The organism is Bradyrhizobium sp. Ash2021, assembly GCF_031202265.1.
Classification (GTDB): domain Bacteria; phylum Pseudomonadota; class Alphaproteobacteria; order Rhizobiales; family Xanthobacteraceae; genus Bradyrhizobium.
The window spans coordinates 8849559-8862232 of sequence record NZ_CP100604.1 but is presented as its reverse complement, the minus strand read 5'-3'; the positions used below and the strand labels follow the sequence as shown (position 1 = coordinate 8862232).

General features: G+C 60.4%; 12 protein-coding genes and 1 pseudogene. 4 read left to right on the top strand and 9 right to left on the bottom strand.

Annotated features, from left to right (window positions below; genetic code table 11):
• Window positions 1-229: 229 nt before the first annotated feature.
• A complete protein-coding gene (locus NL528_RS42565; RefSeq protein ID WP_309180310.1) occupies window positions 230-664 on the top strand; it encodes a CBS domain-containing protein in 435 nt (144 codons plus the stop codon).
• Window positions 665-679: 15 nt separating this feature from the next.
• Here NL528_RS42565 and NL528_RS42560 read toward each other — a convergent pair.
• The 4 genes and pseudogenes from NL528_RS42560 to NL528_RS42545 form a co-directional block, all read right to left on the bottom strand.
• Window positions 680-906, bottom strand: a pseudogene (locus NL528_RS42560) (hypothetical protein); the annotation flags it as partial.
• A gap of 338 nt (window positions 907-1244) precedes the next feature.
• Window positions 1245-2141, bottom strand: a complete 897-nt coding sequence (locus NL528_RS42555) for an ATP-binding protein (RefSeq protein WP_309180309.1) — start codon at window positions 2139-2141, stop codon at window positions 1245-1247.
• Window positions 2142-2477: 336 nt separating this feature from the next.
• Window positions 2478-2723 (bottom strand): hypothetical protein, encoded by a 246-nt coding sequence (locus tag NL528_RS42550; protein ID WP_309180308.1) that lies wholly within the window; start codon window positions 2721-2723, stop codon window positions 2478-2480.
• A 75-nt stretch (window positions 2724-2798) separates the two neighbouring features.
• Entirely contained in the window at window positions 2799-2990 is a 192-nt protein-coding gene (locus NL528_RS42545; RefSeq protein ID WP_309180307.1) for a hypothetical protein, read from the bottom strand.
• Window positions 2991-3225: 235 nt separating this feature from the next.
• Between NL528_RS42545 and NL528_RS42540 the strand changes: the two genes are divergently transcribed.
• Window positions 3226-3600 carry a hypothetical protein gene (locus tag NL528_RS42540; protein ID WP_309180306.1) on the top strand — a complete coding sequence of 125 codons (375 nt, stop codon included), beginning with the start codon at window positions 3226-3228 and terminating at the stop codon, window positions 3598-3600.
• A gap of 810 nt (window positions 3601-4410) precedes the next feature.
• Here NL528_RS42540 and NL528_RS42535 read toward each other — a convergent pair.
• Together NL528_RS42535 and cax are read right to left on the bottom strand one after the other, a co-directional pair.
• Window positions 4411-5350 (bottom strand): IS630 family transposase gene (locus NL528_RS42535; protein ID WP_309177575.1). Its coding sequence is split into 2 segments (ribosomal slippage): window positions 4411-5010 and window positions 5012-5350, totalling 939 coding nucleotides; the frame shifts between segments, so codons are not numbered across the junction.
• A 138-nt stretch (window positions 5351-5488) separates the two neighbouring features.
• Window positions 5489-6589 carry a calcium/proton exchanger gene (cax, locus tag NL528_RS42530; RefSeq protein ID WP_309180305.1) on the bottom strand — a complete coding sequence of 367 codons (1101 nt, stop codon included), beginning with the start codon at window positions 6587-6589 and terminating at the stop codon, window positions 5489-5491.
• Window positions 6590-6829: 240 nt separating this feature from the next.
• On the opposite strand from cax, the gene NL528_RS42525 reads away from it, so the two are divergent.
• Window positions 6830-7591: a carbonic anhydrase family protein gene (locus NL528_RS42525; RefSeq protein ID WP_309180304.1), complete on the top strand. Its 762-nt coding sequence runs from the start codon at window positions 6830-6832 to the stop codon at window positions 7589-7591.
• Window positions 7592-8381: 790 nt separating this feature from the next.
• On the opposite strand, the gene NL528_RS42520 is transcribed toward NL528_RS42525, so the two are convergent.
• The gene (locus tag NL528_RS42520; RefSeq protein ID WP_309180303.1) at window positions 8382-8645 is read right to left on the bottom strand and encodes a hypothetical protein; all 264 of its coding nucleotides are present in this window, start codon (window positions 8643-8645) and stop codon (window positions 8382-8384) included.
• Window positions 8646-9603: 958 nt separating this feature from the next.
• On the opposite strand from NL528_RS42520, the gene NL528_RS42515 reads away from it, so the two are divergent.
• Complete coding sequence (locus NL528_RS42515) at window positions 9604-10863, top strand: OpgC domain-containing protein (protein WP_375143951.1); 1260 nt, start codon at window positions 9604-9606, stop codon at window positions 10861-10863.
• A gap of 668 nt (window positions 10864-11531) precedes the next feature.
• On the opposite strand, the gene NL528_RS47400 is transcribed toward NL528_RS42515, so the two are convergent.
• Together NL528_RS47400 and NL528_RS42510 are read right to left on the bottom strand one after the other, a co-directional pair.
• Window positions 11532-11741 (bottom strand): DUF6538 domain-containing protein, encoded by a 210-nt coding sequence (locus NL528_RS47400; RefSeq protein WP_375143950.1) that lies wholly within the window; start codon window positions 11739-11741, stop codon window positions 11532-11534.
• Between the two features lie 457 nt (window positions 11742-12198).
• On the bottom strand, window positions 12199-12519 hold the full coding sequence (locus tag NL528_RS42510) for a hypothetical protein (RefSeq protein WP_309180302.1): 321 nt from the start codon (window positions 12517-12519) through the stop codon (window positions 12199-12201).
• Between the last annotated feature and the right edge of the window lie 155 nt (window positions 12520-12674).

Genomic DNA, 12674 nt, shown 5'->3' with positions numbered 1-12674 from the left:
CAACCATGCGGCCAACGCTTCTCCTCGAAGCGGGAGCACGAAACGGGTGACGCCAGTGGTCTGGTGCGCCATCGTAGTGGCGATGGTCGTCATAGCGGTCTGGTTTGAAATGCATCCGTAACGGCGGCTCTGGCACCTAAGCCGTTCGTTCGGGCCGACACATCAGCCTCGGTCTCTCAGCCGCCTTGCCGATTGCGGCCTGAAAGGCCCGTGCAAAAGGTCACATCACATGGCAACCATCAGGCAGTTGCTCGACAAAAAAGGCCATGAGGTCTTGTCAGTTGAGCCGGATGAGACTGTTCTCAATTCCATAAAAAAGATGGCGGACAAGAACGTCGGTTCTCTGGTTGTGATGGAGGGTAACAAGCTCGTAGGCATAATGACAGAACGCCACTATGCACGGAACGTGTTTTTGAAAGGCCGATCATCGCCCACCACTCCCGTCCGCGATATCATGGAGACGAGCGTCGTCTTTGTCCGGCCTGATCAATCTGTCGACGAATGCATGGCGATTATGACCGAAAAGGCGGTGCGTCATCTTCCCGTTATTGATCAGGGAAACGTGGTGGGAATCATTTCAATCGGAGATTTGGTGAAAGATAAGATCAGCGACCAAACATTCGTCATTGAACAGCTTGTGCAGTTTATTCACGGTACAAGGTGAAGTGGAACAGCACTCTGTCTGATGCGTGTTGCAGCCAAGGCATTTCACTTCGAGATAGCCAACCCGGCGTTGATCGCGTCGCCCAGCGTCGGCGACGGCTGCGCCGGACCCTGAAAGCCGAGCATGCGCTTGTTCCAAGCAGCGACGGCGAGCCGGTCGGCATCCTTGCGTGCTTCCGCCGCCCGCTCCGCCGCCGCCCGGACCGATGCGCCGTAAATGGTCTCGCGTGATTTGCTCCCCATGGCGAGAGGATCGCCGAGCGGCGCGGGACAGGCAAGCCGCTACGGATTGGGGTGGATGACGCGACGGGCACAACGGGGGGCGACGCAATGAGGGCGAAGCCTACTGGCTGCGGGCGATCAAGCAGCGCGGCAATGTGCTGATCTAGGGCGTGTACTCATCAAGAAATTGGCCGGAGCGCTTGATGTCCGCTTGTCCGCCGGTAGCAGCGCAATTGCAGACATGTCGGGAGGTCCGAGAAGGGCCACCGATGTCAGCAGCAGCACGACCCGACGTCGCTCAGCCCCAAGAACAGCCATCTTCGCTGTCGTCGAACGGGTCTAAGTTGGGCCAGAAGCAGTCAATTTGGGAACGCTGCAAGCGGTAGTCTGATGTGAAGCACGGCGCTGCCAGCGGGCGCGTTCTCCGCCCATATCTGACCGCAATGCGCTTCGATGATGGTTCGCGCGATGGACAATCCCATCCCCATTCCCTCCTCTTTGGTGGAGAAGAACGGAGCAAAGATTTCCTTGAGTTTGTTAGGCGGGATGCCCGGTCCCGTGTCGGAAACGGACACTTCCGCAAAATTTTCCACGCGCTCGGTTGTAATTGAGACCTTGCGTTGATCGACGGGCAAGTCCGACATCGCGTCCATCGCGTTCACAATAAGGTTCAGAACAACCTGATGAAGCTGAACTACATTACCTTTGACCGGCAAAGGCATCGGCGCAATCGAGCTACTCACATTAGCGTTTCGTGCGACCGCGAGAACTGAGAAAAAATGAATAGCGTCCCGCACCGGCTCATTAAGATCGATCTCCCTGAGTTCAAGTGTCGATTTATTCAAGAGATTTCGTAGGTGCCGAACAATGTCGGCTGCGCGTTGATTGTCGCGCCGGATGTCGGCAGCTATTTCCCTCAATTCCATCAAATCCGGCGAAGGCGATTGCAGCACCAGCTCCAACGTTTCGCTGTTGGTGAGCATGGCACCCAATGGCTGATTGATTTCGTGCGCAATTGTCGCGGCGAGTTCACCCGCCACCGAATAGCGATTGGAGCGTGCCAGCTCGGCCAACCGCTGACGCAACTGCACTTCGGCGATATGACGGCGGTGGCGCTCATGCAAAGGACCGGCGATCAGCGCGCCCTGCGCCAGCAGCCACCTTAGCCATGATTTGCTTGTCCCGATGCCATCCACCGAAGCCGTCCCACATGCACCTTCTTGATTGAGGGTAGGAGCAAACACAACCAGCGTCAATGACCGCCACGGGCCCCGGACGGGATACCCGCGCGGCTCGTCAATAGTCGCGTGCAACGGGCACTCCTATGTCCGGTGAGGGTCTTGGCCGTGTGAAAACGCGACGGCGCGCAAATTGCGGAGAAAAGCATTCCTTCTGACGCCGCCTCTGAGACTACGGAGAGCATACTGAGCTCCAGTGCCGCGTGATCTGAGAAGTAGATTCTCCAGCGTTCGCAAGATTTCACGTTTTCACACAGCCTGGGTCAAAATCTGAAGAACTCGCTTTGAGCACAATTGGTCTGTTACCCTCCCGGAAGCGGACTTCACATCTGGTTTGGTGGCAGTCCACATCGCTCAGACCTGTTGCTCCAACGGCGGCTCGCCGTTCTTGTCGGCCATCTGCTGGCAGATGGCGGCGATCTCGGTGCGGACCTCGAACACAACCCGCTCGATGCTGCGCCGGATCGTCAGATCACCACGTGGCGCGCACCGCGCAGGCAGGCTCGACAAGGCGGTCAGCGTGACACCGGCAATGCCGTCGATTAACGCATCGACATCCGCCCGGCGCACCAGTTCGCGTTTTTTCTCCATCAGGCGCAACTGCAAAATCTCGGTCTTGACCTTGACGTGATCAGCGTCGGCCTCGGTGCGCGGCGACTGTCGCCTCTCGCGCCGCTAGTATCGCAGATAGGCAACGCGGCTCTGGTCGAGCGGGAAGCCGTCACCCTGCTGCTGGATCACGCCTTCAGCTTCGAGCTTGCCGATGTACGCGCGGCTGCAATCGAGGTGCAACGCCAATGCCGACGCGCTGACGGTCGCAGCCCCGTTGGCGACGGGCGGACGATCAACGGTCACGGTCTCAGCCATCGTGTTGGTTCCTGTTGCGTCGCGGTAAGGATACTCCGACTTGGATCAAGTCAAGAGCCGGAAGCATGCTGCGTTGGGGCGGGTGATGGAACAGTTCGTTCACGCAGATGGAACCGCGAGCTTTGATGTAGGTCAAGGGCGCGAAGCTTCCACGCGCGAGGCTTGGGACGGACCCGCGGTTCGCTGCGATGTGCAGGTGTCCGCGGCTTTCCTCTCTCGAAGAAGGAGGACGCTAATGTTGCGTCGAGTTCTCATCGCTTCGGAAGCCGCAGCCATGCTGCTGGTCACCACTTTCCATTCCGACGACGCGTTCGCCCGCGGCGGCCGCGGCGGCGGCGCGCGCGCAGGAGGTTACCACGGCGGCGGCGCGCGAGCGGGAGGTTACCGCGGCGGCGCGGTCGCGGTTCGGGGACACCGGGGCGGCGCTGTCGCTATGCGCGGCGGCGCCGTGGCCGGAGGCGCCTACCGTGCTGGCGCCTACCGCGGCTACGGTGCGGCGGCGGTCGGTGCCGCGGCGGTCGGCGCCGCAGCGGCGGAGTCCTACTACTATCGCGGCGGCGGCGGCTGCGGCTACGACGCCTACGGCAATTGGGTTTGCCCTCAGTATTGAGCGGCGCGATGCCACTGGCCTTTGGTGCTCGACGCCGAGGGTGAAATCATCAGCGCCGTCGCCAGCGCGCGGCGTAGTGGATGTCTTTCTGTGACAACTGGAGAGCAAGCAATGATCAGACCCACCGTCGTTGCCCTCGCGCTGTGCGTTGTGTCCTCAGCACAGAGTATGCCGTACGTCCCACTTCAGCAGCCAAACAATTCGGTCATTCCAGTTCGCCAAGGATGTGGGCTGGGACGTCAACTGGTCGATGGCATCTGCGTATCGAACGCCAAGGTGCGTGCCGCAGTCCGCAAGTGCAGCGCTCGAAAAATGCGCATGGTGAACGGTCGCTGTGAACCACGCGTGCGACCTGCCACCGCCCCTGCCGCGGCGCCGCCTGCGACCCAGCAACCTGCGGCTACTCCCGCCACACCGCAGCGTTGACCGGAGCGCGCTGCATAGCGGACGTTCTGGCGAGCCCTGCAACTGCAACCGCGGATTTTCTCGCACCACATATCCTCGATAGGAGCCGTCGCGCGTTACCCGCGCACGGTGACCACCCCAAAGGACCCTGACGACCGATTGCGGAGGGACCGCTATATCGAGGCTGGGGACGATCAGGGTCCACGCTGACGAATGTCTGTTATTGAGGGCGAAGCGGAAGGGTCGAAGTCCGGGTCTGAAGTCAGCTTTTGACCCGACCCGGACCTACGGGCAATGTCCAATTTTGCGCTGCAACTGGGAGACAAGCAGACATCGAACGCGCTAATCCGCGCCTCGCGATTTACAAGTACATGTCCTAGAGCGGTTTCCACTTGATGTGGGTCACTACGCGTATCCGGCATGTCGAAAGTAGTTCGCGCATTGCTCGGGTGCAAATGTCTTGATGAGCTTGCCGATCAGCTTCATCAGCGTTGTTACGGTGCGAGCGGCACCCTTGCGCAGCGCCGTCTTCAGCTTCGAGAATGCCATTTCGATCGGATTGAGATCCGGCGAGTAGGCCGGCAAATAGCGCACTTTGGCGCCGACCGCTTCGACCGCATGGCGAACGCCGTCGATCTTGTGGGTGCGCAGGTTATCCATGAAGACGATATCGCCTTTGCGCAGCGTCGGCGCGAGGATCTGCTCAACGTAAGCGAGGAACGATGGCCCATCCATGGCGCCGTCAATGACATAAGGCGCCGTCAGGCCATTGATGCGTAGCGCGGCAATGAGCGTCAGCGTCTTCCAGTGGCCGTGCGGCACGCTCGCAACGAGACGCTCACCACGTGGTGAGCGGCCGCGGTGCCGGACCATCTTGGTCGTAACCGCCGTCTCGTCGATGAAGACGAGGCGCGGCGCGTCAAGCTTGGATTGCTCGAGCTTCAGCTCGGCACGCGCTGCAGCGACATCAGGACGATCCTGTTCGGCGGCGTGCAGAGTTTTTTTTGAACGTGATGTCATGGCGTTCGTAGAAACGCCAGACCGAGGTCGTACCGGTTTTCAGCCGCCTCTCGGACTTGAGCCGAGCGCGAATCTCTTCGAGCGTCAAGTCCGGCTCCGCTGCGACCAGATCAAGCAGCCATTGGCGATGCGCCTCGAGCGGCGAGCGACTGTGGCCCGTGCCGGGCAATGCCGCTACACTGCCCGTTGTCGCCCAGCGCTCGATCCAGCGGATTGCGGTCGAGGCGCCGAGACCGAGCACCCGCGCCGCCTCCCGTCTGCTCTCGCCGTCTTCGACAAGCGCGACCGCCCGCGACCTGAGGTCCTTCGAGTATCCCTTCGCCATCGCGCGACCTCACTGTTGCTGTCAAAGCAACCCGAATCTGATTTGCGCGCCTTTGGGAACCCCCTTACTGTTCCGATTCACATCAACCGAAAACCGCTCTAGTCTAAGGGGCGGGGCAGGTAACACGTCTTCCGAGATTTATCCCGGTCCTTGCGTCCCCGGCGGCACGACGTAGAGCGTCAGCGCGAAGACGGCGTAGATAAAGATCAGCAGGGCGCCGATGAACCACGCCGAGCGCCCGCTGCTTGTGATGAAGCTCGCCGTCACGGTCGCGATCATCACCATGGTTACCGCGCCCGGCCAGAATTGCAGGCTCATCGGCGACGGCCCCACGACGTAGCTGAGCAGCACCAACGCGGGCGCCACGAACAGCGCGATCTGGGAGGCGCTGCCGAGCGCGATGCTGACGCTCATGTCGAGGCGGTCTTTGCGCGCCGCAGAGAAGGCGACCGCAAACTCAGCGGCTGCGCCGACCAGCGAGACGATGATGAAGCCGACAAAGGCCGGGCTCATCCCGAAAGTCTCCGCCGCCTTCTGCACGGACTCGACAAAGATCTCGCTCACCAGCGCCACCAGCACGGTCACGGCGAGCAGCGTGCCGACGGCAACGCCAATTGGCCAGTGTTCCTCGCCTTCGCCATGCTCCGCGCTTGCGAACAGTTCCTTGTGAGTTCCGAGCGAGAACAACAGACCGAGCGCATAGGCGATGATAAGCAGGACGGCGAGGCCGACGCTCAGCTTCTGCATGATCGCCTCGCCGTGCGCGAGGTCGAGATCGGCGACCGCCGACGGGGCGAGCAGGGCGACCGTCGCCATCAGCAACAGCCCGGAATAGAGCCGCCCGCCGGCCCGGTTGAACTCCTGCACGTGGTAGCGCAGCCCGCCGAGCAGGAGGCAGGCGCCCAGCATGAACAGGGCGTTGGTGACGATTGCGCCCGCGATTGACGCCTTCACCAGCATGTACTGGCCCGCATGCAGCGCGGTCACGGCGATGATTAGCTCGGTGAGGTTGCCGAGCGTCGCGTTCAGCAGACCGCCAACTGCATCGCCCGTTTTGGCGGCGACGGCCTCGGTCGCGTGGCTGAGAAGTGCTGCCAGCGGCACGATGGCAAGGACCGCGAGCACAAACAGAAGCGTATGTGCCTCCGGCGCGGCCTTTTCGGCCACCAATACAAGGGGGACGAAAACAAGCATCCACAGCAGCGGGCTGTGCCGGATTTCTTTAAGCAGAGATTGCACGGTTCCCCTCCCCCGTCGGATGCGATGGCGGGATGATCGAGGATGGGGCGGGCCGAGTGTTGATCTGGCTCAATGGGGCGGGCCCGGCGGCCAAGGGGCTTGGAACGGCAATCCGGTAGGACCCGCCATAAACCCGTCAAGGGCCAAGCCGTCTCGGTCCTTTGATCAAGATCAAGGTCGCCTGCCGTTCGCCGGGCGTTTGTTCCTCCTTTGGCAGACACAGCTTGCAGGGAGGCGATCATGCGTCGTCGTCAAGTATTGAAGATGTTCGCGGGCATTGCGCTGTGTCCGCTGTGTGCATCGATTGGCGTTGCTGAGGAAGGCCATCATTGGAGTTACGAGGGGACGACCGGCCCCGAAAAGTGGGGCGACCTCGATGGAGCGGACGCGACGTGCTCGATTGGTAGCCAGCAGTCGCCCATCGACATCACCAGTGCTGTCACCGCACGCCAGCCGTCGCTCAAGATCAACTGGAGCAAGCGCCCGGAGACCATCGTCAACAACGGCCACACGATCCAACTCAACGCCCTTGAGGGCGATACCCTCCAACTGGGTGACCGCAGCTTTAGGCTGACACAGTTTCACTTCCATCATCCCAGCGAACACCTCGTCGATGGCAAACGCTTCGGGATGGAAGCGCACTTCGTCCACGCGGCGGCAGCGGGCGGGCTTGCGGTCGTCGGCGTGTTCATTGTCCCGGGCAAGAAAAATGCGGTGTTCAACAAGATTGTTTCGACGATGCCACAGGAAGCCGGAGCGCCTGTTTCCGCCGATCCCAGCATTGACCCAAGCCGCTTGTTACCGGCTGAGCGCGGCTACTATCACTACGAGGGCTCTCTCACGACGCCGCCGTGCAGCCAGTCAGTCGATTGGATCGTGCTCGCTCACCACGTCGAGGTGGCCGAGACTGATATTGCCCGCTTCGCAAAGCTCTACCCGATGAATGCCCGCCCGGTACAAAAAATCGACCGGCGCTTCATTCTCAGGTCGGGAGCCGGGTAACCTGCAGCCCACGGTGAAACTCGGGCCTATCGGGGCCCGGCGGCTTCCGGGCGGCCCTTCGTTCGCACGGCACAAATCGAAGAAGTCCTTTATTTTCAGGCATTTCTTTCGTTTTCAACAGGCCGAAAATGTGACTAGACATCAAGTCGTGTGGTTGTGCCGCTTTCCAATGAATTCAATGCGGTGCCTTGTCTAAAGTCAATTGCGCGCGCCTTGAATGATTTAGCGTTTTTCCGGCGTTGGCTAACAGGAATGATCGGAACGGGCTTGCGGAGATCCGCCTATGCGCTGGTGCGGCCTGTCCGGCGTGTCCCTGTGGCCCATAGCCCCGGCGCGCTGTGCGGCCTCCTGCGGCCTCGCGCCCGCCGCTTGCGGGCAGCCCGTTCCCCCGTCGTGGCGACGGTGACGAGCGTCTCACGGTGAGACGTGCTCGACGCTGGCCATTGCCCGCGCGTTACATGGTCCGCGCTAGCGCTTGCGCGCGCCGGTCAACGCGTCGTGGCCGGACCAGCCGCAGGTTGCTGGGCCGCAGGTGGCGCCGCAGCAGGGGCGGCGGCCGGTCGCGCGCGTGGTTCACAGCGACCGTTCACCATGCGCATTTTTCGAGCGCTGCACTTGCGGGATTCCCCGGCGCGTTGTACGGCCTTCCTGCGGCCTCGCCCCCGTCGCCTCTCCGCGTCGTCGTGATGCAGCGCGTGGCGATGCCGTCCGCTATCGGTCGCCTGTCCGTCGCGCGGTGTCTGCCGCCTGTCGCGTCGAGGCGATGATGGCGCGGTCGTGGTCGCCGACTTTATTTCGGAAGGCATTCCACGTTATAGGCAATGATGATCTGCGCGGGGTCAGCATTGCCTACGGTCTTCAAGTCTTCCAAACCACTTTTTAGCTTGGCTCCTGCCTCCTTTAAGCTGCCCTCAAGTGTCGACTTGGCCGCCCTGCATCGCTCTTCATTCGAGAACTCCTGAAACACCACGGTTGGGCGGAGCCTCCATTCCGCCCTGTCGTTTGTAGCGGCCGGACTGACGGAGTAGGAGAAGACGTACATCAGAACCCACATCGGTATGCTCCACTTGTGAAGCGACGGCAATGACCGCCTCATTTGGAGCGGATCGCCTTGGCCTCCGTTATTCCGTTGACTTGAATGCGGCCGAGCACGCGGGCGACAATTCGGTCAGCCTCTCCTTGAGGCAGCTTATGATGCGCTGGCCGCCGGGACGAAGTCCTTTACACAAGAGCTCCAAGTCACTTTTGCATTCTCGTGCAATCTTAACGGGGTCGGTCAAACGGTTCTTGGCGAATGCATTTTGACCAGACAACGCAATTGCAATGCCGAACAAGGGGCCAAGCCAGTTCATTTCTAACCCTCTTCAGCAAAGCTGTTTACATGCCTGCGCCCGAAGGCGCGGTCTTGATCTAGATCAAGCCCTTGAGGTCGGTGATGCGCCCGCTGGCGGGGGCCGTCGAAGGATGGCGGACCCTCCGCAATCTGTCGCGCGGGTCCTCCGGGAGTGGTGACCGGCGCGGGTAACGCGCGACCGCACTTACCGAGGGTATCTGGTGCGAGAAAATCCATGGTTGCAGTTGCAGGAGGCTCGCCAGAAAGTCCGCTATCCGCACATAGCGACCAACTTCCGCAGCGCAGCGAAATGACGCGATGGGCCATAAGCCAACATTTACCTCGTCCCTCGGCGAGTGACGCCGCTATTCCGCGTCGGGGCAAACGACTGGCAGAGGCGCAGCCCCCGGCTTTCGGTGAGGTTTCCCCGAGCAGAAATTGCGCATGCAGTCAGGATTTCTGCCGGTGCCGCATGCTTTGCATCTGGTGACACAATCCTCATAGGTCACCGCACTCCCCAAATTCTGTTGAGAAGGCGGCACTTGAGAACGCGGCACAGGTGTTTGACCGAAAGCGGGGCTGAGTACCAATCCGATAAGAACCAGCGCGCTGAGAAGTTTCATTGTGCGTTCCTCAAGGGCCTCTAGCGGTACTTGGAGCCCGAGCTGAGAAGATCTCTTTGATCTGGATCAAGCCCGACAGACCTTGGGCCATGCTCCCTAAAAAGCGACCGGCCAGCGAGGGGACGATGGAGATCAAAGCCGTATTTCCCCCCAAGGGACGAGACTTGCGTCTCGACTTGCTCCGTGGCATCGCCAATTGGGCAATATTCCTCAATCATATGCCAAACAACGCGGTCAATTGGATCACGACACGGAACTATGGATTCAGTGATGGAGCCGATCTCTTCGTCTACATTTCCGGATACACCGCCGCGCTAGTGTTTGGTCGCATGATGCGAGACTACGGCTTTGTGATAGGAGCAACGCGGCTGTGGAGGCGCGTCTGGCAACTCTATCTTGCGCATGTGATAGTGCTTGTAGTCTACCTCGCGGTAGTTGGCTATGTCGCGTTCCGCTTCCAGCTTGAAAACATAGTCCATCAGTTCAACACGGCTTGGTTCGGCGTCAGGCCTTTCGCAACGTTGCTGGAAGGCCTTCTGCTGCGGTTCAAACCGCTCAATCTTGATGTCCTTCCCCTTTATATCGTGTTGATGGCGGTATTTCCGTTCGTGTTGTGGATCATGCTGCGGCGTCCCAACCTCTCGATGCTGGCCTCACTTGTTCTCTATTTTGCAGCCCGTCACTTTGGTTGGAACCTTGCCGCGTATCCCGAAGGCACTTGGTTCTTCAATCCCTTCTGCTGGCAATTTCTGTTCTGTCTGGGCGCGTGGTCCGCGCTCGGTGGAGGCATCAAGGTGCAGCCTATCGTGACCTCGCAATGGCTGGTCTATCTCGGGTTCGGCTACCTCCTGTTCGCGCTGATCATGACGTTGGCCGGACCCTTCGAGACAATCCGCGAAGCAATGCCAGCGTGGCTCTACGACGCCTTCAATCCCAATGACAAAACCAATCTCGCGCCCTATCGTGCCTTACATTTCGTGGTCATCGTTTTGCTTGTGACCCGGTTCCTTCCGAAAGACTGGAAAGGGCTCGAATGGCCCATCTTCGATCCATTGATCACATGCGGGCAGCAATCGCTACGGGTCTTCTGCGTCGGGGTGTTTCTTTCATTCCTCGGCTACTTCCTGCTGACGATCAGTTCCGGTACGTTTCTTGTGCAAGTTCTGATTAGTGCCGCCGGGATCGCGATTTTGTGCGGCTTCGCTTACTACGGCAACTGGTCGAAAAACGTGGACAAGATCGTCAAGCGACCTCCCAAAGGCGACCCCACCGGGGCCAACGCTGCACACGCTGCGGGCCCGCTAACCCGGCGATGATCGCACTAGATGTCCTCGTCCGATTTGGGTCATTCGCGACCGGGTTGGCGAGCGGCAAATCCGGCCATCTCGTCCGCTATGCCGCTGAAAGCGGAAGTGAGTCCAGCTGAGACTGCCAAGGGACACCCCGCACCACGAAGCAAAGACGCGCCATGCTGAATGGCTGGCGGAGATGGAAACAAGGATCGCAACCCTCCGCGCCGAGAGGAACGGTGAAGGCATCCCGCTCACGAGGCTCAACACAATGGCCCTCGCAGGGCGTTGGTACACTTGGTACGTGAAGCAGCACGAGAGCGACCCCGGACCTGCGAAACGCTGGCGAGACTTGGGTAACAGTCTCGTATGGGATGTAATCCATCCACACGCGCCCGATACGTACCTCGACGACGCCAAAGCTGATCCGCGCTGGGAGTGGGCCAAGGAGCGGGGAGTACGCGAGGCCGTAAGACCTCAGATTGCCGAGGAGGCGCGTGTTGCAAGGTTCCTCGCGAGTGAGGGGATCGCTCTAAACGACGAGGCCTACGCGCGCTTTGTTGACGCCGTGAGCGATAATCTCCCCTCGGCCTTCTCGCTTCTAGAGCGTCGTGCCAACGGGGACTACTCACCCGACCCGACGCCCGAGAGCTTCCCACAGTTTACCGAGGGCCGCACCAACCATGCGGCAGGCCTCAGCTGTTGGGAGCTGTTCGAAGCGTTCGTGAAGGCAACGAAGCCCGCATTCCAAACTCTTGGTCCAACCCGGTTGCCAGGCACTCTGCCACGCGGAACACGCGCGTCCGCAGCGACAGTACAACCTCTCTGCCGGGGCTTTTTGGGACACGACGGCGGTAGTAATACACGCCGCGCTTCTTCGTAATGTGGGAGCATTGTGGGAGCATATTGACCGTGTCTCGGCAAGAGGGGCATGCCGGACCGAAAAAACTCAAGATGCTCAGGGCTGTAGCGTCGTGGTGGCTGGGGAACTAGGATTCGAACCTTGAGATAGTCGTCCGCATAACGGACGTTGTTACCCCAGGCGTTACCCCTGTAGAAAGACCGACCGTGGTAAGGTCAGCTAAGTCTTGGAGCGGGCGAAGGGATTCGAACCCTCGACCCCGACCTTGGCAAGGTCGTGGTCCTGTTTCACCTCGTTGCCAAAGCACACTAGATTGCGCCGAAACATTCAGTATAAAGGCCTTCGTAGGGCAGGTTCGACGGCCGCTCGTGTCCACCAAATGGCCACTAAAATAGAAGGTCGAACTTAGCTAAGTCATTGATTTGCGGGCGTAGTTCAATGGTAGAACGGCAGCTTCCCAAGCTTTGCGTCGGCGCGGCTTGATCCTCGCGGTGACACCCTCATCGGCGACGAACCCGCCGTTTGACCCGTGCCACACCCGGCCCTTGAGCCGGGCGATCCGGGGCCACGGTATGCCGCACGCGGCTCGACAATCGAGGCGCGTTCGGTATCGATGCCGAGACGGTCTTCACGGGTAATCCCGCGTAGTATTTCTTGACGCTCTCGAAATCGACAAGCGTCCGTCCACCGGACTGCTTTGCGATCAGCGCGCCGTCAGCGATGAGGCTGGAGATAGTGCGCTTCGAGAGCGACAGATAAACGGCCGTCCCTTTCGGCGACAGCGCAGCGGGTTCAATAGTACTGACTTCGAGCACGGGCATGCAGCCCTCCAGAGATTGGAGAACCCATGCCTTGCGTGTGCGTCGGCCTTGATCCCGTATCGTGGGGACGATATCAGCGGGAGGCGTCTACAATCTTGGATCGCCAACCCCTTGCGGAGCCCGGCCAAGAGGCGCTTAAAACGCGGCGCTTTTTC